General features: G+C 67.0%; 17 protein-coding genes. 3 read left to right on the top strand and 14 right to left on the bottom strand.

Features of this window, described 5'->3' with window-relative positions:
- The first annotated feature begins 24 nt into the window (after positions 1-24).
- Positions 25-1065: a Glu/Leu/Phe/Val family dehydrogenase gene (locus tag ACZIYR_RS09140; protein WP_483528974.1), complete on the top strand. Its 1041-nt coding sequence runs from the start codon at positions 25-27 to the stop codon at positions 1063-1065.
- A gap of 43 nt (positions 1066-1108) precedes the next feature.
- Here ACZIYR_RS09140 and ACZIYR_RS09135 read toward each other — a convergent pair whose 3' ends face one another.
- The gene (locus tag ACZIYR_RS09135) at positions 1109-2038 is read right to left on the bottom strand and encodes a YihY/virulence factor BrkB family protein (protein WP_483528973.1); all 930 of its coding nucleotides are present in this window, start codon (positions 2036-2038) and stop codon (positions 1109-1111) included.
- A 107-nt stretch (positions 2039-2145) separates the two neighbouring features.
- Between ACZIYR_RS09135 and ACZIYR_RS09130 the strand changes: the two genes are divergently transcribed.
- On the top strand, positions 2146-3222 hold the full coding sequence (locus ACZIYR_RS09130; RefSeq protein ID WP_483528972.1) for a bifunctional nicotinamide-nucleotide adenylyltransferase/Nudix hydroxylase: 1077 nt from the start codon (positions 2146-2148) through the stop codon (positions 3220-3222).
- A gap of 51 nt (positions 3223-3273) precedes the next feature.
- On the opposite strand, the gene ACZIYR_RS09125 is transcribed toward ACZIYR_RS09130, so the two are convergent.
- The 7 genes from ACZIYR_RS09125 to ACZIYR_RS09095 all read right to left on the bottom strand — a co-directional run bounded on the left by ACZIYR_RS09125 (position 3274) and on the right by ACZIYR_RS09095 (position 11257).
- A complete protein-coding gene (locus ACZIYR_RS09125) occupies positions 3274-4191 on the bottom strand; it encodes a LysR substrate-binding domain-containing protein (RefSeq protein ID WP_473033452.1) in 918 nt (305 codons plus the stop codon).
- 124 nt (positions 4192-4315) lie between these two features.
- The gene (cls, locus tag ACZIYR_RS09120; protein WP_483528971.1) at positions 4316-5734 is read right to left on the bottom strand and encodes a cardiolipin synthase; all 1419 of its coding nucleotides are present in this window, start codon (positions 5732-5734) and stop codon (positions 4316-4318) included.
- A gap of 151 nt (positions 5735-5885) precedes the next feature.
- Entirely contained in the window at positions 5886-7391 is a 1506-nt protein-coding gene (locus tag ACZIYR_RS09115; RefSeq protein ID WP_483528970.1) for a fumarate hydratase, read from the bottom strand.
- Positions 7392-7568: 177 nt separating this feature from the next.
- On the bottom strand, positions 7569-8393 hold the full coding sequence (gene nei, locus ACZIYR_RS09110) for an endonuclease VIII (protein WP_483528969.1): 825 nt from the start codon (positions 8391-8393) through the stop codon (positions 7569-7571).
- 197 nt (positions 8394-8590) lie between these two features.
- On the bottom strand, positions 8591-10612 hold the full coding sequence (gene uvrB, locus ACZIYR_RS09105) for an excinuclease ABC subunit UvrB (protein WP_483528968.1): 2022 nt from the start codon (positions 10610-10612) through the stop codon (positions 8591-8593).
- A 39-nt stretch (positions 10613-10651) separates the two neighbouring features.
- Complete coding sequence (locus ACZIYR_RS09100; protein WP_483528967.1) at positions 10652-11059, bottom strand: OsmC family protein; 408 nt, start codon at positions 11057-11059, stop codon at positions 10652-10654.
- Positions 11060-11257 carry a hypothetical protein gene (locus ACZIYR_RS09095; protein WP_483528966.1) on the bottom strand — a complete coding sequence of 66 codons (198 nt, stop codon included), beginning with the start codon at positions 11255-11257 and terminating at the stop codon, positions 11060-11062.
- A 153-nt stretch (positions 11258-11410) separates the two neighbouring features.
- Here ACZIYR_RS09095 and ygfZ point away from each other — a divergent pair, with 153 nt between their 5' ends.
- A complete protein-coding gene (gene ygfZ, locus ACZIYR_RS09090) occupies positions 11411-12457 on the top strand; it encodes a CAF17-like 4Fe-4S cluster assembly/insertion protein YgfZ (RefSeq protein ID WP_483528965.1) in 1047 nt (348 codons plus the stop codon).
- A gap of 5 nt (positions 12458-12462) precedes the next feature.
- Here ygfZ and ACZIYR_RS09085 read toward each other — a convergent pair whose 3' ends face one another.
- The 6 genes from ACZIYR_RS09085 to ACZIYR_RS09060 form a co-directional block, all read right to left on the bottom strand.
- A complete protein-coding gene (locus ACZIYR_RS09085; protein ID WP_483528964.1) occupies positions 12463-13254 on the bottom strand; it encodes a TatD family hydrolase in 792 nt (263 codons plus the stop codon).
- A 174-nt stretch (positions 13255-13428) separates the two neighbouring features.
- Positions 13429-15018: a peptide chain release factor 3 gene (locus ACZIYR_RS09080; RefSeq protein ID WP_483528963.1), complete on the bottom strand. Its 1590-nt coding sequence runs from the start codon at positions 15016-15018 to the stop codon at positions 13429-13431.
- Between the two features lie 134 nt (positions 15019-15152).
- Complete coding sequence (locus ACZIYR_RS09075; protein WP_483528962.1) at positions 15153-16235, bottom strand: methylenetetrahydrofolate reductase; 1083 nt, start codon at positions 16233-16235, stop codon at positions 15153-15155.
- Positions 16232-16714 (bottom strand): methylenetetrahydrofolate reductase C-terminal domain-containing protein, encoded by a 483-nt coding sequence (locus ACZIYR_RS09070; RefSeq protein ID WP_483528961.1) that lies wholly within the window; start codon positions 16712-16714, stop codon positions 16232-16234. The genes ACZIYR_RS09075 and ACZIYR_RS09070 overlap by 4 nt, the downstream gene beginning before the upstream one ends.
- Before the next feature lie 165 nt (positions 16715-16879).
- Positions 16880-19693 carry a formate dehydrogenase subunit alpha gene (gene fdhF / locus ACZIYR_RS09065; protein WP_483528960.1) on the bottom strand — a complete coding sequence of 938 codons (2814 nt, stop codon included), beginning with the start codon at positions 19691-19693 and terminating at the stop codon, positions 16880-16882.
- Positions 19694-19697: 4 nt separating this feature from the next.
- Entirely contained in the window at positions 19698-21416 is a 1719-nt protein-coding gene (locus ACZIYR_RS09060; RefSeq protein ID WP_483528959.1) for an NAD(P)H-dependent oxidoreductase subunit E, read from the bottom strand.
- Between the last annotated feature and the right edge of the window lie 185 nt (positions 21417-21601).

The raw sequence follows: 21601 nt of genomic DNA, 5'->3' as shown, positions 1-21601 counted from the left end.
GCGTCCTCACAAGGGAGACACGCCATGCTGGTCTTCGACCACCCCGAATTCGATCACCATGAGCAGATCGTATTCGGCAGCGACGAGGCGAGCGGTCTGCGCGCCATCATCGCCATTCACGATACCCGACGCGGCCCCTCACTGGGCGGCCTGCGCATTTTCCCGTATGCCAGCGAAGCCGAGGCCCTCACCGACGTGCTGCGCCTGTCCCGCGGCATGACCTACAAGTCGGCCCTGGCCGACCTGCCGCTGGGGGGCGGCAAGGCGGTGATCATCGCCGACCCGCGCCGCGACAAGACCCCCGAGCTGCTGCGCGCCATGGGCCGACTGGTCGACTCGCTAGGCGGTCGCTACATCACCGCCGAGGATTCCGGCACCAGCGAAGCGGACATGCGCTTCATCCACGAGGCCACCGACCACGTCAGCGGCCTGGGCCGCCGCCCAGGCGAATCCGGCGACCCCTCCCCTTATACCGCCCACGGCGTCTTCTGCGCCCTGCGCAGCGCTGTACGTCATGGACTGAAGCGAGATGATCTGGATGGCCTGCGCGTCGCCGTCCAGGGCGTTGGCCACGTCGGCGCCTATCTGGCCCGCCAGCTGCATGCCGCCGGCGCCCGCCTGGTGCTGACCGACATCGACCGCGACGCCCTCGGGGCGCTGGCCGAAGAGCTTGGCGCCGAGATCACTGCTCCAGAGGCGATCATCGACGCCGAGGTGGATGTCTTCGCCCCCTGCGCCATGGGGGCGGTCCTCACCCCCTCAGTGGTAGACCGACTGAAGGCCGGCGTGGTCTGCGGGGCGGCCAACAATCAGCTGGCCACCCCGGAGGTCGCCGAGCAGCTGCATGACCGCGGCATTCTCTATGCGCCGGACTACGTCGCCAACGCGGGCGGGGTCATCGAGGTGGAGTGGCAGCGCCGCGAGGATTACTCCCGCGACGCCGTGATGGCCCACGTGGAGCGGATCGCCGACACCCTGGACGAGATCTTCGTTCGCGCCATCGCCGAGGGGACCAGCCCGGCGGTGATCGCCGACCAGCTGGCACGCGAACGCCTGGCGGGCTGATCCCGCACTCGCACCTTCGGGCGGCAGGCGCCGCCCGAAGTCGTCACTCTCCCAGCAGCTCGCGACGGACCACCACCGCAGTACTGCGGGGGACGATCTCACGCCCCCGGGCCAGCAGGTGGCTGCGGGTAAAGGCCGCGCCAAACAGGAGAATGAGGGACGAATAGTAGACCCACAGCAGCACCATCACCACCGACCCCGCCGCCCCGTAGGCGGACGCCGTGGCCGTATAGGCCAGGTAGGCGGCGATCACGCTGCGCCCCACGGAAAACAGCAGCGCCGTTACCACCGCCCCCACCAAAACGTCTCGCCAGCCCAGCACCACATCGGGCAACACCTTGAAGATGGTGGCGAACAGCAGTGCCACCATAAGCAGCGAAATCAGAAACTCGGCACCGGTGCCAAGCAGGCCGATGAAGGGCACCAGCTCATCGCCAGCATGGAGCATAGCGCGCACCAGCACGCCGAGCACCAGCGACACCAGCAGGATGAAACCGATCGCCAGCACCACGGCCAGAGACAGCAGGCGATTCTTGAGAAAGACCAGCAGGCTGTTGCTGCTGGGCTTGGCGGTCACTCCCCAGAGGGTATTGAGCGAGAACTGCATCTGGGCAAAGACCGTGGTGGCCCCCACCACCAGAGCCCCGACCCCGAGCAGCGTCGGCAGCAGACCGCTCTCCTCGATCCGTGACGCCGCCACGGTCTGCTCGATGGCCCGGGCCGCCTCTTCGCCCAGCGTCCCCTGGAGCTGGGCAACGATCTGCCCCTGGGCCGCATCCTCGCCCAGCACCACGCCAATCACCGTGACCGCAATGATGATGGTGGGAGCCAGCGAGAAGAGGGTGTAGAACGCCAGCGAACCGGCATAGCTGAAGGCGTTGCGCTCCAGCCACTGATTCACGGCATCGCGCGTCACCTGCCACCAGAATTGCCATCCACGCTTTCGCACACCACCTCCCTGTTCGTTAAGCATCCCGTCTGAGCATATGCGATTCAGGCGCGAGCTGCTTGTCCTGGATTGCAGCCCCACAGAGCCCCGCCCATAATGGGCACCCCGAGCCGCCAGCGAAGGATCCGCCGATGCCCGCCCCCACGCCCGATTTCGACTGCCTGGTCTTCATCGGCCGTTTTCAGCCGCCCCACCTTGGACACCTGGCGGTCATCAACGAAGCACTGCGCCATGCCCGCCAGGTCATCGTGCTGGTCGGCTCCGCCTGGCAGGCGCGCTCGCTGCGCAACCCCTGGCGCTTCGACGAGCGCCAGACCATGCTGCGCGGCTGCTTCGACGAGGAAGAGAATGCGCGCCTGGCGATCGTGCCGCTGCTCGACGCCCTCTACAACGACGATGTCTGGGTACGCGACGTGCAGCGCAAGGTGCGCGACATCGCCGGCCACCATCATGCCCGCCTGCCGCGCATCGGCCTGATCGGCGCCAGTCGCGGCCAGTCGAGCTACTACCTGTCGCTGTTCCCCCAGTGGGAGTCGGCAAGCGTGCCGCTGGTCGAGGGTATCTCCGCCAGCCAGATTCGCGAACGGCTGTTTCGCTCCGCTTCATCGGCCGCCGACTACCTGAGCACCGGGGCGACTCACGATTTACCGCCCGGTGTCTGCACCGCGCTACGTCAGTTCGTCGATGGCGATGCCCATCGCCAGCTGCTGGAAGAGCAGCAGCTGCTGGAACAGTACCGCCAGGCCTGGGCCCAGGCACCCTACCCGCCCATCTTCGTGACCGTCAACGCGGTGGTCGTGCAGTCGGGCCATGTGCTGCTGGTGCGGCGCAAGGCAGCCCCCGGCAAGGGACTGCTCGCCCTACCCGGCGGCTTCATCAATCCCCATGAGCGGCTGCTGGATGCATGCCTGCGCGAGCTGCGTGAACGGGTGCGCCTCAAGGTGCCGGAGCCAGTACTCAAGGGGTCGCTGCGCGGTCAGCGGCTGTTCGACGAGCCCCACCGCAGCTGGCGGGGCCGAACCCTGGCCGAAGCTTTCTACTTCGCCCTGCGACCCGACCAGCAGCTCCCCCGACTCAAGCCGGTCAAGGGGGGCGATCACGCCCGCTGGGTGCCCCTCGCAGAGCTCGAACCCGAGAGCCTGTTCGAGGACCACTTCTTCATCATTCAGAACTTCCTCGGCCTGCCGGCCGATTTCGGCGGGATATAGCACGGCAAAAGAAGGAGCCTGTATCGCGAGCACAGCAAGAGCCCCTTCTTTTTACGCTTGGAGAAAATCGCGCGGCAGCTTCTGCATCTGTCGCCACAGCTTCTCGACGCCCGGCTTGTGCACCAGCGAACAGCGATACAGACGGATCTCCAGCGGCACGTCCCACTTCTCGTCGCCGGCCCGGACCAGCCGGCCGCTGTTGAGCTCCTCGCGTATGCAGAAGTCGGGAATCCAGGCCAGCCCCACCCCCTGCATCACCATTCCCTTCAGCCCCTCAGCCATGGCCGTTTCGTAGACGGTACGCAGTCGGAGCCGCAGCGGATCGTTCTTCAGCACCATGCGCACGCTACGCCCCAGGAAGGCCCCCTGGGTATAGGCGAGGTAGGGAATCGGCGCCTGGCTGTCGAGGCTGAAACGGGGGCGCCCGCTGTCGTCCGGCAGGCTGACCGGCAGCATCTTGACCTGGCCGATGGAGAAAGAGGGGAAGACCTCGGCATCGAGCTGCATGGTGGCGTGCTGGTCGTGATAGGCGAGCATCAGGTCGCAGTTGCCTTCGCGTAGCACATGGATGGCTTCGCCGACGTTCATCGCCACCAGGCGCGTCGGCAACTCCCCCAGCCCCTCCTGGAGACGCGAGATCCACTGCGGATAAAAGCTCAATGCCAGGGAGTGCGCCGCGACGATATCCAGCGCTTCACGGGCCATGGAGACACCGCGCAGATGGCCCAGACACTCGTTGAGCTGCTCCACCAGATTACGCGCGGTGATCAAAAACAGCTGCCCTTCCGGCGTGAGATTGATGGGGGTGGTGGAGCGATCCACCAGGGTTACCCCCACCGCCTGCTCCAGCGAGCGGATGCGACGGCTAAAGGCCGGCTGGGTGACATGTCGCTGGCGGGCCGAAGCCGAAAAACTGCGCGTATTGGCCAGGGCAACGAAGTCTTCCAGCCATTTGGTCTCGAGGTTCACCGCAGCTCCCGATGACAGGCGTTGATTCACAGCAAGACCGTGCTTGGCGTGCCAATCGATGGCAGCAGAACGGTCCGTTTTGGCAGGCACTAATGTACCCCAGCGACGATGCGAACCCAAGCGGCTACTGGATCGGCGAGGTCAGATAGGCCGCTCGGGAGACCAGCTTGCGCCACAGGGCACGATTTTGCAGCTCGTCATAGCCGATCCGGCGACACGCGGCAAAATCCCGCTCGAGCATCAGCCTCACTTCGGCGGCAAAGCGACGGTCGGGAATGAAGGCGGTGATCTCGAAATTGAGCCGGAAAGAGCGGTTGTCCAGATTCACCGTGCCAACGCTGGCGGCGCTGTCATCGATCAGCATCACTTTCTGGTGCAAAAAGCCCGGCTGGTAGCGGTACACCTTAACCCCGGCCCGCACCATATCCGGCAGGAAGGAGAACGCCGAGAGATAGACCAGCAGGTGGTCCGGGTGCTCGGGAATCATGATGCGCACGTCGACGCCGCGCATGGCGGCCAGCCGCAGGGCATCCTGCACCCCCTGGTCGGGCACGAAGTAGGGGCTGGTCACCCACAGCCGCTCATGGGCGCTGTGAATGGCGTGCTGCACCAGCAAGCTCGCCGTCTCCTGCCGATCGGCAGGACCGGAGGGCACGATCACTACGTTCTGACACTCCACGCAGGTCGTCTGAGGCTCCCAGCAGAGCCAGATCACCTCGCCAGTCGCCCAGTGCCAATCCTCCCAGAAGGCCTCCTGCAGGCCTAGCACGCTAGGCCCGGTGAGTTTCAGGTGAGTGTCGCGCCAGGGGCCATGGCGAGGATGCTGACCAAGATATTCGACACCCACGTTGAAACCGCCGAGCCAGCCCTCCTTGCCGTCCACCACCAGCACCTTGCGGTGGTTGCGGAAATTGAGCTGAAAGCGATGCTTGAAGCCCCGGGACGAGCGAAACGCGGTCACTTCCACACCGACCTCGGCGAGATCGCGCAGATAGCCTTCCGGCAGCTTGCGGCTTCCCACCTCGTCGTAAAGGAAGTAGACCCGCACCCCGCGCTCGGCGGCCCGCGACAGACGCTCCTTGAGGCGCATGCCCAGGGCGTCATTGCGCACGATGAAGAACTGCACGAGCACATAGTCCTCGGCGGCGTCGATGCCGGCGAAGATACTGTCGAAGGTTGCTTGCCCGTCGATCAGCAGCTGGGCGCGATTGCCGCTGGTCAGCGGCATCATCGCCAGCTGCTCGACGGCGCGAATATCCGGGTCCCGGGCATCCGCCAGGTAGGGCTCGATCAGCTCGCGGTAGCGCGCCAGAACCCGGCGCAGCACGGTGTCACGCTCGCCTCGAGCGGAGACGTAACCATAGAAGCGCGGCCGGCCGAAGATCCAGTAGGCCGGCACCGCCAGGTAGGGAAGCGTCACCAGGGAAATGATCCAGGCCACGGCGCCCTGGGAGGTACGACTGGACATCAGCGCCAATCCCGCCGAGATGAAACCCAAAACGTGAACCAGGAAAATCACCAGGCCGAACAGCCAGGATGCCATGTTCTCTCCCTGAAAAAACAGCGTTCTACAGCATACCCCAAACCGCCACGGCCCCGCCAGATGGCGGGGCCGTTCAGTCGACTATCAGCGTTACGGAAAGCGAGGGACAAGTCGCAGAGGAGGTCCTTCTCCTCGCAGACTGGTCGCCAGATCAGGCCCGCTCGGCGATGATCTCCTTCCACTTGGCCGGGCCGGTCTGGTGCACCGACGTGCCCTGGCTATCCACGGCCACGGTCACCGGCATGTCCTCCACCTCGAACTCGTAGATCGCCTCCATACCGAGGTCCTCGAAGCCCACCACCCGGGACTTCTTGATCGCCTGGGCCACCAGGTAGGCGGAGCCGCCCACGGCCATCAGATAGACCGCCTTGTTGTCGCGGATCGCCTCGATGGCCGCCGGGCCGCGCTCGGCCTTGCCCACCATGCCCAGCAGGCCGGTCTCTTCCAGCATGGTGCGGGTGAACTTGTCCATGCGGGTGGCGGTGGTGGGACCGGCCGGGCCCACCACCTCGTCGCCCACCGGGTCCACCGGACCCACGTAGTAGATGAAGCGACCCTTCATGTCCACGGGCAGCGGCTCGCCCTTGGCAATCATGTCCACCATGCGCTTGTGGGCGGCGTCGCGGCCGGTCAGCAGCTTGCCGTTGAGCAGCAGGGTGTCGCCGGGCTGCCAGCTCTGCACTTCTTCAGGCGTCACGCTGTCGAGGTTGACGCGCTTGACGTTATCCCCCGCTTCACGGGTGATCTCCGGCCAGTCTTCCAGCTTCGGCGCCGGCAGGGCCGCAGGGCCGGAACCGTCCAGGGTGAAGTGGGCGTGGCGGGTGGCCGCGCAGTTGGGGATGATCGCCACCGGCTTGTTGGCGGCGTGGGTCGGGTAGTCCTTGACCTTGATATCGAGCACCGTGGTCAGCCCGCCCAGGCCCTGGGCGCCGATGCCGCTCTTGTTGACCTTGTCGAACAGCTCCAGGCGCAGCTCCTCGGCACGATTGGACGCCCCGCGGGCCTGGAGTTCCTGGATGTCGATGGGGTCGAGCAGCGCCTCCTTGGCGATCTCCATGGCCTTCTCGGCGGTACCGCCGATGCCGATGCCGAGCATGCCGGGCGGGCACCAACCGGCGCCCATCTTGGGCAGCTGCTCCAGCACCCAGTCGACCACGTTGTCGGAGGGGTTGAGCATGGCGAACTTGGACTTCGCCTCGCTGCCGCCCCCCTTGGCAGCCACATGGACCTCGACGGTGTCGCCGGGGACGATCTTGTGATGGATCACCGCCGGGGTGTTGTCGCCGGTGTTCTTGCGGGCGCCGTCCGGGTCGGCCAGTACCGAGGCACGCAGCACGTTGTCAGGCAGCTGGTAGGCGCGACGCACCCCCTCGTTGATCATATCGTCGAGGCTCATGTCCGCTTCGAAGCGCACGTTCATCCCCACGTGCACGAAGACGGTGACGATACCGGTGTCCTGGCAGATCGGGCGGTGCCCCGTGGCACACATCCGCGAGTTGATCAGGATCTGGGCAATGGCGTCCTTGGCCGCAGGATTCTCTTCGCGCTCATAGGCGGCCGCCATGGCGTCGATGAAGTCCTTGGGATGGTAGTAGGAGATGTACTGCAGCGCATCGGCGACGCTGTCGATCAGATCGTCCTGGCGGATCACGGTCATGGGCAAGGAACTCCTCGGCATTGTCGGCATGCCCGCTCTCGAGGCGACTTCACGGCCAGCACGGCGGGCTCGAACGGGGGCGGATTATACCCTATCCCCTCTTTGTCGACAGCGTCTTGCCGCCAAGGTCGTATGCGTAGCGATTTGCCCGGGATAGATAACGGTATAAAAACACCGCTAGCAGCCTGGCTGACAGACCGGGCAGCGATACAGCCACCGCGACGCGACCCTTCGCCGCTCGATGGCGGCTCCGCAGGCGTGGCAAGGCAGGCCATCGCGTTCGAACACGGCGAAGCGCCAGCGCCGGAAAGACGCGCCCCGCGCCCGCTCGGCCTTGGCCCAGTCGCCACGATTGGTCACCCCCGCCTGTTCGTAGGCCTGCCGGGTAATCCCAAGCAGGCTGCGGGCCAGCCGGGCAAGCGCCGCCTCGTCCAGCTCGAGGGGTCGTGCCTTATGGTGGAGGCCGGCGAAGAAGAGAATCTCGGAGCGCAGATAGTTGCCGACCCCGGCAAACAGCGCCTGATCCAGGAGCAGCCCGCCCAGGCCTCGGCGCTGGAACCTCGGTTGCTGGAGGCGTACCATGGCCTGCTCTACCGTGACGCCGTGGGTGAGCAGGTCGGGGCCGAGACGGGAGAGAAATGGATGCTCCGACAGCCGCTCGGCCTGCCACAGCGAAACGTCCGAGGCGCTATAGAGACTTGCCGCCCTGCCCTCGGCCACCAGCCGGACCCGCAGCGAGCGCTCGGTATCCGGCTCGCGCTCGGCGTCGTGGAGCTTCCAGACGCCGTAGAGCTGGTTGTGGGAGTAGAGCACCCGACCGTCGTCGAAGCGAGTCAGCAGCGCCTTGCCCCAGCTGTCCACCGCCGTGACCTCGCGCCCCACCAGCCCGGCCGCCTCCGGCGCCAGCTCGGGAAAGGCGAACCAGACATGGTCCAGACGGCGGCCGGCCAACTGTTCGTGCACCCGGTCGGCGGCACGGCGGATCTCAGGGCCTTCGGGCATCCCTTTTCCTTACGTTCTCAGCAACGAATCCGGCGATCATGGCCCGCTCGGGGCTGATCCGCGGACAGGCCTATGAGGAGGCGCTGTAAATACTTCCCTGTACGCTACCGATTTCCTTCCCTGGAATCGGACCTCCTCTTCGGCCTGCCCCCGGCGCCCCTCGCTCCGTGGCGAGCGCAGCAGACAATCAACGATGCCTACCCCAGCGCCAGCTGCCGCTCCTTGAGCTCATGCAGCCGGTCGCGCAGCCTGGCCGCCTCCTCGAACTCCAGGTTCTGGGCCGCCTCGAACATGGCATCCTCCACCCGCGACAGTTCCTTGGCCAGGTCGGCGGGGGACAGCGAGGCGGGGTCGTAGACGGCGGCCCCCTCGGCCACCTTGCGCTCGCTGCGCCGCCCCTTGCCCTTCTTCCCCGGGGCCTGGGCGGCTTCCATGATATCGGCCACCGAACGGGTCACGGTGGTCGGGGTGATGCCGTGCTTCTCATTGTGGGCAATCTGCTTGGCGCGGCGCCGCTCGGTCTCGTCCATGGCGCGACGCATGGAGTCGGTCACCCGATCGCCGTAGAGAATCGCCTTGCCGTGGGCGTTACGCGCCGCCCGGCCGATGGTCTGGATCAGCGAGCGCTCGTTGCGCAGGAAGCCCTCCTTGTCGGCGTCGAGGATCGCCACCAGCGAGACCTCGGGAATATCGAGCCCCTCGCGCAGCAGGTTGATGCCCACCAGCACGTCGAACTTGCCCAGGCGAAGGTCGCGGATGATCTCCACCCGCTCCACGGTATCGATATCGGAGTGCAGGTAGCGCACGCGCACATCGTGCTCATCCAGGTACTCGGTGAGGTCCTCCGCCATGCGCTTGGTCAGCGTCGTCACCAGCACCCGTTCGCCCACCTCCGCACGCAGGCGAATCTCGGAGAGCAGGTCGTCCACCTGGGTGCTGGCCGGGCGAACCTCGAGCTCGGGGTCGAGCAGCCCGGTGGGCCGTACTACCTGCTCCACCACCTGACCGGCATGCTCGGCCTCGTAGGGGCCCGGCGTCGCGGAGACGAAGATCGTCTGGGGAGAGATGCGCTCCCACTCCTGGAAGGTCATGGGGCGGTTGTCCAGGGCCGACGGCAGGCGGAAGCCGTACTCCACTAGGGTCTCCTTGCGGGAGCGGTCGCCCTTGTACATGCCACCCACCTGGGGAACGCTGACGTGGCTCTCGTCGATGAACAGCAGGGCATCGTCAGGCAGGTAGTCGAAGAAGGTGGGCGGCGGCTCGCCGGGATTGCGGCCGGAGAGATAGCGCGAGTAGTTCTCGATGCCGTTGCAGTAGCCCAGCTCCAGCATCATCTCGATATCGTAGAGGGTCCGCTGCTCCAGGCGCTGGGCCTCCACCAGTCGCTCGTGTTGGCGCAGCCAGGCCAGGCGGTCCGCCAGTTCCGCCTTGATCTCATCGATCGCCCCCAGGATCGTCTCCCGCGGCGTGACGTAGTGCGACTTGGGGTAGATGGTCATCCGCGGCACCTTGCCCCGCACCTCGCCGGTCAACGGATCGAAGAGGCTGATCCCGTCGATCTCGTCGTCGAAGAGCTCGACGCGAACCGCCTCCTCGTCGGAGTCCGCCGGGTAGATGTCGATGACATCGCCCCGCACCCGATAGGTGCCGCGCTTGAAGTCCATGTCGTTGCGGATGTACTGCAGCTCCGCCAGGCGGCGCAGGAAGGCGCGTTGGTCGATCAGCTCGCCGCGGGTGAAGTGCAGGCGCATCTTCAGGTACTGGTCGGGGTCGCCCAGGCCGTAGATCGCCGACACCGAGACCACGATCAGCGCATCGCGACGCTCCAGCAGCGCCTTGGTGGCCGACAGGCGCATCTGCTCGATATGGTCGTTGATGGAGGCGTCCTTCTCGATGAAGGTGTCCGACGAGGGGACATAGGCCTCGGGCTGGTAGTAATCGTAGTAGGAGACGAAATACTCCACGGCGTTGTCGGGGAAGAACGCCTTGAACTCGCCGTAGAGCTGGGCCGCCAGGGTCTTGTTGGGCGCCATGACGATGGTCGGGCGCTGCAGGCTCTGCACCACGTTGGCCATGGTGAAGGTCTTGCCCGAGCCGGTCACCCCCAGCAGCGTCTGATGCGCGAGCCCCGACTCAAGGCCGCCGACCAAGCCGGCAATGGCGTCGGGCTGGTCGCCGGCCGGCTGAAAGTTCGACTGCAGGCGAAAGGGCTTGCTCATGGTGGCTCCTGGATGGGTCAGAGGCCGGCAGCGGCGCGCTCAGCCCAGGTCGCTGCGCGTGGTGATCTCCACCGTGGAGGTGGTCATCAGGCGATGAATCGGACACTTGTGGCTGATCTCCTCGAGTCGCGCGCACTGGGCCGGGTCATCGATGCCGTGGAAGATCATGTGCACCTCGAGACGATAGACGCCTTTGGCCTCGTCGCGTTCATCACGCTTCACGGTGACGCTGACCCCGTCCAGCGGCCACTCCTTGCGTCGGGCATACATCTGGGCGGTGATCGCCTTGCAAGCCCCCAAGGAGAGATCGAAATAGTCATGTGGGTCCGGCGCCGTGCCGTCGCCGCCGTAGGGCTTGGGCACGTCGACGAACAGATCCTCGAAGCCCTCGATGTCCACCCGCTGGCGATAGCGGCCGTTATGCTCCGTGACGATCCGAATGGTCACCTATTCCACCTCGATGCCGAGTTTCAGGGACTTCACCGCCTCGATCAGCGCCGCTCGGCGCACCCGGCCCTCCACTTCGGCGCCGTGACGCCCCACTTCGGCACTCTCGACGCCGTCGAGCATCATCAGGGCGGTGGTAATGCGATTGACCTGATCGGCATTCTCGACCCCCCGAAAACTGAGCGACTGATGGGCCATGCGGGCCTCCTGATCTGGCAAACCAATAAAGCAGCGAGTCTAGCACGGGCATGGCGAGTGAGGCAGCCGCTTGCAATCCCCGCCCACCGCCCGCATAACAGTCATTGATAACGATTCCCCTTATCCCAAAGCGAACCAGCTGGAGCCAACGGTATGAGTGACTGGATTGACGCCCTGGGCGGCCGGCGCGTGGATGATCGCGTCGAATTCCCGACTGCCCAGGAAGGCAGCAGCCCGGCCCGACAGGCCCTCGAGGGCACCGTGGTCGCTCCCCTCGTTCACCTCGGTGTTCTCGACGTGATCGGCACCGATGCGGCACGCTTCCTCCAAGGCCAGGCCAGCGCCCAGGTCGATCTCGCCGACGGAGACTTCGCCCCTCTGACCTGCTTCTGCACCCCCAAGGGGCGCATGCTCGCCAACGCCCAGCTGATGCGGGTGGCACCGGAGCACTACCGGCTGCTGATGCATCGTGGACTGGTGGCCCCCCTGGCCGAGCACCTGGGCAAGTTTGCCGCCTTCTACAAGACTGAACTCAAGGTCCGCGACGACCTCGCGCTCATCGGCCTGATCGGCCGCGAAGCGTTGGCGCTGGGCGAGGTGCGCTTCGACGCCGTGCCACCGGCAATCTGGCACCAGATCAGCCAGGGTGACATTCAGCTGCTGGCCCATCCTGGCACCCGCCCACGCCTGCTGGCCTGCCTGCCAAGCGAGCGTGCCATCGAGGCCTTCAGCCAGCTCACCGCTCAGGCAGCCCCAGTGGGCAACGCCGTCTGGTGCCTGCACGACATCCAGGCCGGCCTGGCCTGGCTGACGCCTCATTATCGCGATGCGCTGCTCCCGCAGATGCTCAACTGGGAGGCGCTAGGCGGGATCAGCTTCAAGAAGGGGTGCTACACCGGCCAGGAGGTCGTGGCCCGTGCCCACTTCCGCGGCCAGGTCAAGAAACGCCTGGTGCGGGCCCAGCTGGAGGGCGACACCCTGCCCGTCCTGGGGGCCGCGGTGACTGACGAAAATGACAAGTCCCGAGGTGAGGTAGTCGCCGCCGAGCTCGACGCCTATGGTCAACCCGAGATCCTTGCCGTCCTGACGCAGAAGGACGACACCGGCCCCCTCCAGGTCGCTGGCCAGCAGCTCAAGCAACTGAAGCTGCCCTACCCCATCGAGCGCCTGGATCCGGAGCAGCTGGCGACCTCGAGGTAACGCGCCTAGCGCGACGCCTCGCCCTCGACCCCGAACAGCCGTCGGGCCGTGGCGGTGCTATGCGCCGCCACGTCCTCCACTGCCTGGCCGCGATGTGCCGCCACCACCCGGGCCACCTCGGCGATCCTGGCGGGCTCATTGCGCTCGCCACGGCGGCCGGCCAGCGGCATGTCGGGGCTATCGGTCTCCAGCACATAGCCGTCGTCGGGCAGCGCGGCCACCGCGCGATGCAGCCGCCTCGCGCGCTCGTGGGTCACCGCGCCCCCCAGCCCGACCGTGAAGCCCAGATCGAGAAAGCGAAGCGCCTGCTCGGGCGAGCCGGCGAAGGCGTGGATCAGCCCGCCGGCCGGCAGGTCGAGCTGGCGCAGCCGCTTGGTCACCGGGTCGTTGGCGCGCACGCAGTGAATCACCACCGGCAGGCGGTAGACCTTGGCCAGGCGCAGCTGGGCATCGAAATAGTCCCACTGGGCGTCCAGGCTCGCCTCGAGGCGGGCGTCAATCCCACACTCGCCGACCGCCACGACCCTGGGTGAGACGCCCCCGCAGTGAGCCGCCAGGGCCTGCTCAAGGGCGTCCAGGTCGCCCTCTACGTGGGTATCCATGAAATAGGGATGCAGTCCCAGGCAGACGCTGACATCGTCGCGCCTGCCCAATGCCAGCACCCCCGGCCAGCGCTCACGGGTGGTGCCCGGCACCACGAAGTGGACGACGCCCACCGCCCGGGCCCGCTCGAACATCGCCTCGCGGTCGGCGTCGAAATCGGGGAAATCCAGATGGCAGTGGGCGTCGATAAGCACCTTGCAACTCCGCAATGAGGCTTCGAGTCGCGGCTGTTCCGGCAACAGGCCTGTTCGGGGGCGCTGTAAATACCTCCCTGTACGCTACTTTTTCCTTCCCTGGAAAAAGACCCCCTTCAGGCCTGTCCCCGGCGCCGCTTGCCTGGATGCCATTCTACGTGGTTGACGGGTGGCTCAATGCTCCCGGGTGGCGGCAAAGCGAATCTCCGGCCAGCGCTCCTGGGTCATCTGCAGATTGACCCGGGTCGGGGCGATGTAGGTCAGGTAGCCGCCGCCGTCCATGGCCAGGTTGGCGCTGGCCTTGCGCTTGAACTCCTCGAGCTTCTTGACATCGTCGCAGTAGATCCAGCGGGCGGTATTGACGTTGACCGGCTCGTAGACGCAGTCGACCTTATACTCCTCCTTGAGGCGGTGGGCCACCACGTCGAACTGCAGGGTCCCCACGGCGCCGAGGATCAGGTCGTTGTTGTCCAACGGCATGAACAGCTGGGTCGCGCCCTCCTCGGAGAGCTGCTGCAGGCCCTTCTGCAGCGCCTTGAGCTTGAGCGGGTCCTTGAGCTGGACCCGCTTGAACAGCTCCGGCGCGAAGTGGGGAATGCCGGTGAAGCGCATGTCCTCGCCCAGGGTGAAGGTGTCGCCGATCTGGATGGTGCCGTGGTTGTGCAGCCCGATGATATCGCCCGGCCAGGCCTCCTCGACGTGGGAGCGGTCGGACGCCATGAAGGTCAGCGCATCGGCGATCTTGACGTCCTTGCCGATCCGCACATGGCGCATCTTCATGTTTTTCTCGTACTTGCCGGAACAAACCCGCAGGAAGGCGATGCGGTCGCGGTGGCGCGGGTCCATGTTGGCCTGGATCTTGAAGACGAAGCCGGTGAAGCGCTCGTCGGTGGCCTCGACGCTGCGGGTGTCGGTCTCCCGCGGCTGGGGCGGCGGCGCATATTCGACGAAGCCGTCGAGCATCTCGCGCACGCCGAAGTTGCCCATGGCGGTCCCGAAGTAGACCGGGGTGAGCTCGCCGCGCCGGTAGGCCGCCAGGTCGAACTCGTGGGAAGCGCCGCGCACCAGCTCCACTTCCATGCGCAGCTCCTCGGCGGCCTCCTCGCCGAGTAGCGCATCGACCTCGGGATTGTCGAGCCCCTCGATGCGCTTGTCATCGGGAATCCGGCTCCCCTGCCCCTGGGTATAGAGGTGGATCACGTCATTATAGAGGTGATAGACCCCCTTGAAGTGGCGCCCCATGCCGATGGGCCAGGTCATGGGCGCGCACTGGATGTCGAGCACCGTCTCCACCTCGTCCATCACCTCGATGGGGTCACGGATATCGCGGTCCATCTTGTTGACGAAGGTGAGGATCGGCGTGGTGCGCAGGCGGCACACCTCCATCAGTTTGATGGTGCGCGCCTCGACGCCCTTGGCGCCGTCGATCACCATCAGCGCCGAATCCACCGCGGTAAGGGTGCGGTAGGTGTCCTCGGAGAAGTCCTCGTGGCCCGGGGTGTCGAGCAGGTTGACGATGCGGCCGCCGTAGGGGAACTGCATCACCGAGGTGGTCACCGAGATGCCCCGCTCCTGCTCCATCTTCATCCAGTCGGAGGTGGCGTGGCGGTCATCGCGCTTGCTCTTCACCGAGCCGGCCAGCTGAATCGCATTGCCGAACAGCAGCATCTTCTCGGTGATGGTGGTCTTGCCCGCGTCGGGGTGGGAGATGATCGCGAAGGTTCTACGCAGCCCGACTTCCCGGGCCAGGGAGGATTCCGACATGAAGTCTGTGTCGCCGTCAGTGCGGTCCCGGCCCGGCCGGCACCGCGCGTGAATGAAGGATTGCGCGCATTCTAAGCCTTCCCGGCCGGCAGTTGTAGGGCCGAGTCGAGCGCAAGCGCAGCGACAATGCCCGCTCAGGAGACCCCTTCGGTATCCTGGGGCTGATCGGGCGGCGCCTCGCAGGCGGACGCCGGGGATTCGGGGTTACGCTGAGCGGGGTCGTCGCGCCCGGGATACCAGGGGGTGCGCCCCTCGAGAACGCCGGTGGCGTCGATGATCTCGGCCACCGTATGCTCCTGGCGGTAGGCCATGATATGCGCGCCGCTGACCCCGGGGATCTCGCGGATCTGCTGCAGCAGTTCGATGCACAGCCGCTTGCCTTCGGCCCGCTGATCCCGGGCCCCCTCCAGGCGGGCGATCACCGCATCGGGAATATACACTCCCGGCACATGGCGGCGAATCCAGCGGGCGCTGCGTGCCGAGGCCAGCGGGCCGATCCCCGGCAGGACAAAGACTCGCCGAGGGCCCTCCAGCAGGCCCAGGTCCCCCAGCCGGGCCATGAAATCCCACAGTCGCGGCACATCAAAACAGTACTGGGTCTGGATGAACTGCGCCCCGGCGGCGGCCTTTTTGGCCACGCGTCCGGCCCGCCAATCGTGGGGTGGCACGAAGGGGTTCTCCGCCGCGCCGAGAAACAGCCGCGGGGGCGTCTCGATCGGACGACCGCTCTGGAAGCGGTGCTCGTCGCGCATGGTACGGGCGATCTCCAGCAGCGACATCGAATCCAGGTCGAATACCGGCTTGGCCTGGGGGTGGTCGCCTGCCTGAACGCCGTCGCCGGTCAGACAGAGCACGTTGCAGGCGCCCATGGCGGCGGCCCCCAGCAGTTCGCCCTGGATGGCGATGCGATTCCGGTCGCGGCACGACATCTGCAGGATGGTGGCATAGCCCACCCGGGTCAGCAGCGAGCAGACGCCGACGCTCGACATATGGCAGTTGGCACCGGAGCCGTCGGTGGCGTTGATGGCATCCACGTAGCCGTCGAAGATAGCGGCTCGCTTGAGCACCTCGGCCGGGTCGGCGGAGTCCGGCGGGTCGATCTCGCTGGTAACGGCAAACTTCCCCGCCCGCAGCACCCGCTCGAAGCGCCCCGGCGAGTCATGCCCCGGCAGGATCGGCAGCGAATAGCCGGGGACCGGCTCGTCGTCGAACTTCATAGCCGGCTCCCCACGTCTGTGTCGTGCGGCCGCTCTCGGGCGCGTTCACGGATCACGCCCAGCCAGGAGGAGCGGCCGATCAAGCGGTGATCCACCGGGGCCTGGACCACCTGGATGCGGTCACCGTACTGCATGTGCCGGCTGCCCTCCCACGCCTCGACCCAGACGCACTTCATTTCCGGCACCACCTCGCAGTGGCCGTCACTGCGCACCCCGCCACAGGGCCCGTTACGCATCTGCTTGGGGCAGTTCATGGGGCATGCCATCCCCGTGTCGCTGAGTACGCAGTGGCCGCACATCTGGCAGTCGAACAGCGCCCCCTTGACGACCTTTTCGACGCCACGAACCGGCGGCTCCAGGCGCCGGTAGCCCACGCCTCGGCACAGCGGCTCGAGCCGCAACAGCAGCGGTTCGAAGCGCCGGTACAAACGCTCGAAGAGACGGGAGTGGCGGACCACCCACTGACGGAGCCGATACATGGCGCTCCTCCTCTTACGCGGCCGCGCCAGGCAAGCCACCCAGCCAATCAGCTGCCCCACCAAGGCGCTGGTTAGCCGCAGAATAGGCAGCGGCCACCCCGCCAACATCGGTGAGAGCGACGCCGAGATGTCGCTGGGCGTCTCACCCGGCGCGTCAGGGCGCCGCTAGGCCTTGGCCAGCCGCGCCGCGGCATACTTGAACTCTGGAATCTTGCCGAAGGGGTCCAGCGCCGGGTTGGTCAGCACGTTGGCCGCCGCTTCGGCGTAGCAGAATGGCACGAAGACCATGCCCTCGGGCATCGCCGGGTCGACCCGGGCGGCCAGGGTGATGGCGCCGCGGCGGGTGGTGATGGTGATCGCCTCGCCGGGCGTCACGCCCAGGCGCCGCAGCTCCCCCGGCGCCAGGGTCGCCACCGCTTCGGGCTCCAGGTCGTCGAGCACCCGGGCACGTCGGGTCATGGCCCCGGTGTGCCAGTGCTCCAGCTGTCGCCCGGTGGTGAGCACTACCGGGTAATCGGCGTCGATCGGCTCGTCCGGGGGCAGCGGCAGCGTCGGCGAGAACGTCGCCCGGCCACTCGCGGTGGGGAAGGCATCGCTGAAGACGATATCGTCTCCCGGCGCGTCGTCGGCCGCGCAGGGATAGGTCACCGAGGTCTCGCACACCAGGCGCTCCCAGCTGATGTGATCCAGCGACGCCATACCCCGCTTCATTTCAGCGAACACCTCCCGGGGGTGCCCATAGTCCCAGGCCAAGCCCAGGCGACGGGCGATTTCCTGAATGATCCACCAGTCCGGCTTGGCCTCACCGGGCAGCGGCACCGCCGCGCGGCCGAGCTGCACCTGGCGATTGGTGTTGGTCACGGTGCCGTCCTTCTCCGGCCAGGCGGAAGCCGGCAAGATGACGTCGGCGAACTGGGCGGTTTCGGTTACGAAGAGGTCCTGCACCACCAGGTGCTCGAGCTTGCCCAGAGCGGCGCGAGCATGTTCCAGGTCCGGGTCGGACATGGCCGGGTTCTCGCCGAGGATGTACATCCCGCGCACGGTGCCCTCGTGAATGGCGTGGACGATCTCCACCACGGTGAGCCCCGGCGTCTCATCGAGGAGGGTGTTCCATAACGCCTCGAACGCGGCACGCAGCTGGGCATCGCCAACGGGTTGATAGTCGGGCAGCACCATCGGGATCAGCCCGGCATCGGAGGCCCCCTGGACATTGTTCTGACCGCGCAGCGGATGCAGGCCGGTACCGGGGCGCCCGGTGTGGCCGCAGGCCAGCGCCAGCGAGATCAGGCAGCGGGCGTTGTCGGTGCCGTGGGTGTGCTGGGAGATCCCCATGCCCCAGAAGATCATGGCCCGCTCGGCGGTGGCATAGAGCCGTGCCACCTCGCGAATCGTGGCCGGGTCGACGCCGCACACCGGCGCCATGGCCTCGGGTGTCATCTCCGCCACATGGGCCTTGAGGGCCGCGAAGCCCTCGGTATGCTCGGCGATATAGGCGTCGTCCTGCAGCCCTTCGGTGACGACGACATTGAGCATGGCATTGAACAGCGAGACATCGGTGCCGGGAGTGAAGCGCAGGCGGCGGTGCGCATAGGCATCCATCGCCTGGCCGCGGGGATCGATGACGATGAACTTCGTACCGCGCTTGGCCGCCTGCTTGAAGAAGGTCGCCGCCACCGGGTGATTGATGGCCGGGTTGCAGCCGGTGAGGATTACCACCTCGGCGTTGGCCGCCTGCATGAAGGAGGCGGTCACCGCCCCCGAGCCGATGCACTCCATCAGCGCCGCCACCGAGCTGGCATGGCAGAGCCGGGTGCAGTGGTCGACGTTATTGGAACCGAAGCCGGTGCGCACCAGTTTCTGGAACAGCCAGGCCTCCTCGTTGGAGCACTTGGCGCTGCCGAAGCCGGCCAGGGCGGCGGGCCCATGGGCGGCCTTGAGCGAGGCCAGCCCATGGGCGGCGAGGGCCAGCGCCTCCTCCCAGCTCGCCTCACGGAAGTGGGTAAGCGGCTCGGCCGGGGCGAAGGCCGGGTCGAGCCGCTTGGGCACGCCGTCGCGGCGGATCAGCGGGCGAGTCAGGCGCGCCGGATGGTTGGGATAATCGAAGCCGAAGCGCCCCTTCACGCAGAGTCGCCCCTGGTTGGCCGGGCCGTTCTTGCCCGTGACGAAGCGGATGCGGTTATCCTTCACGTGGTAGCTGAGCTGGCAGCCCACCCCACAGTAGGGGCACACCGAGTCGACCTGACGGTCGGCCACGGCGGCGTCGCCTCGGCCTTGCGCATCCACCAGGGTGGCCGGCATCAGCGCGCCCGTGGGGCAGGCCTGGACGCACTCGCCGCAGGCCACGCAGGTGCTCTCCCCCATGGGGTCATCGAAGTCGAAGACAATCTTCGATGCCGCGCCGCGGTGGGCCAGGCCGATGACGTCGTTGACCTGCACCTCACGACAGGCCCGCACGCAGAGGTTGCACTCGATGCAGGCCTCGAGGTTGACCGCCATAGCGGTGTGCGAGCGGTCCCGGACCGGGGAGCCCTCGCGGGGCGCCACATGGTGTACGGTCGGCGCGGCGCGTTCGTCGCGGCCGGGCAGCCACCGGCGCACCGTCGAGGCATCCACGGCGAGCCTGTCGGCCATGGCCCAGAAGTGGCTCAAGCGGTCGGGGCTCGCGTCGCGCTCGGGCTGATCCACGGCGAGCAGTTCCATCACCCCTTCACGGGCCACCCGGGCGCGCTCGGAACTGGCGCTCTTGACCACCATATCGGGGACTGCCTCCCGCAGGCAGCTGGCGGCCAGCACCCGCTCGCCTTCGATCTCCACCATGCAGGCGCGGCAGTTGCCGTCGGCCCGGTAGCCGGGAGCGTCGTTGAAACAGAGGTGCGGGATGGTCTCGCCGGCGCGCTTGGCCACCTGCCAAAGGGTCTCCCCGCGGCGAGCGGCGACCTCGACACCGTCAAGGGTCAGGGTAAAGCGTTCTTGGGTCATGACATCACCCCTTGACGATCACGTTCTGGGCGGCGAGCTCGCCGCGGAAATCCTTGAGCAGCCCCAGCACCGGGTTGGGCGCCGCCTGGCCAAGGCCGCAGATGGAGGCATCCATCATCACCTGGGCAAGGCGCTCGAGGGCCGCGGCGTCCCAGCTCTCGCGCTCGAGGAGCGCCAGCATCTTCTCGCTGCCGACCCGGCAGGGCGTGCACTGGCCGCAGGACTCGTCGGCGAAGAAGGCCAGCAGGTTGGTGGCCACCGCCCGCAGGTCGTCGCGATCCGAGAGCACGATCACCGCCGCGGAGCCGATGAAACAGCCGTGGGGCTGCAGGGTGTCGAAATCGAGCGGAATGTCCGCCTTGGTCGCCGGCAGAATGCCTCCCGAGGCGCCGCCGGGCAGATAGCCCACCAGGCGATGTCCCTCGGCCATGCCGCCGCCATACTCCTCAATCAGCTCGTTGAGGGTGATGCCGGCCGGCGCCAGGTGCACGCCCGGGCGCTTGACCCGTCCCGACACCGAGAAGCTGCGCAGGCCCTTCCGCCCCTGACGCCCCTGGCCGGCGAACCACTCGGCTCCCCTCTCATGAATCAGCGGAATCCAGTAGACGGTCTCCACATTATTGACCAGGGTCGGCCGATCGAAGAGCCCCTTCTGGGCGACGAAGGGCGGACGGTGGCGGGGCTTGCCGGGCTTTCCCTCCAGCGATTCGATCAGCGCCGACTCCTCGCCGCAGATGTAGGCGCCGGCGCCGCGGCGCAGCACCACGAAGCCAGGCGCGACCAGGCCGGCCGCTTCCAGCTCGACAATCGCCTGGTGTAACACCCGGTGCAGACCGGGATATTCGTCCCGCAAGTAGATATAGAGGACGCAGGCCTCCACCGCCCAGGCGCTGACCAGCGCACCTTCGAGGAAACGATGCGGCTCGCGCTCAAGGAAATAGCGATCCTTGAAGGTGCCGGGCTCTCCCTCGTCGGCGTTGATCACGCAGTAGCGGGGGCCCGCCTCCTGGCGCACGAAGTGCCACTTCTTGAAGGTGGGAAATCCCGCGCCACCCAAGCCGCGCAGGTTGGCCCGTTCCAGCTCGGCCATCAGCGCCGCGACCGTCACCTCTCCCGCCCGACAGGCTTCCAGCAGGCGATACCCCCCCGCTTCGCGGTAGGCCGCCAGACGCGGCCAGGCGATGGCTTCGGGGTGCCGTTCGCCATCCTCAAGCAGCGTCGCCACCGCCTCGGGGGTGGCGCTTCCCAGGTGGCGATGCCCCACCTCCACCACCGGCGCCGTGTCACAGCGCCCCATGCAGGGGGCCCGCACCACCCGCACCTCGGCCGGGTCCACTTCGGCCTCCAGCGCCCTCTTCAAGGCCGCCGCGCCGGCCAGTTGGCAGGAGAGCGAGTCGCAGACGCGCACGGTGGTGGCCGGCGGCGGCACCTGCTCGTCGTGAATGACATCGAAATGGGCGTAGAAGGTCGCCGTCTCGTAGACCGCCGCCATGGGCAGGTTCATGTAGGCGGCCAGGGCGCGCAGTGCCGACAGCGGCAGATGTCCACGGGCATCCTGAACGGCATGCAGGTGCTCGATCAGAAGGTCGCGCCGGCGAAGGTCGGGCTGGGTGCGCTCATCACCCAGCAGGGTGCGCAGCGCGGCGAGCTCGTCGAGATCGAGCTCACGGCCACGGGGCCTGCCACGCAGGCGGCGTTGGGGGGGCGGAGTCTGGGCGCTCATGAGGGGGTCTCGCTATCCGCTGGCTGTCACAGTGAGCGTGGCACGCCACGCCGGGGCTGGCCAGCAGAGTGCGCCACCCGACCGGGCCAGGCACCTGACGACGTCGCGAATCGTCAGCAGATCGGCGTTAAGCCCGAGGGGCTCCTGGGGTTATCATGTCGCCAACCCGCCACTCGGAACCAGGA

Source organism: Billgrantia sp. NRB1 (assembly GCF_056921725.1).
Note: the sequence above shows the minus strand (reverse complement) of the source record. Positions and strands in the feature narration are given on the sequence as shown.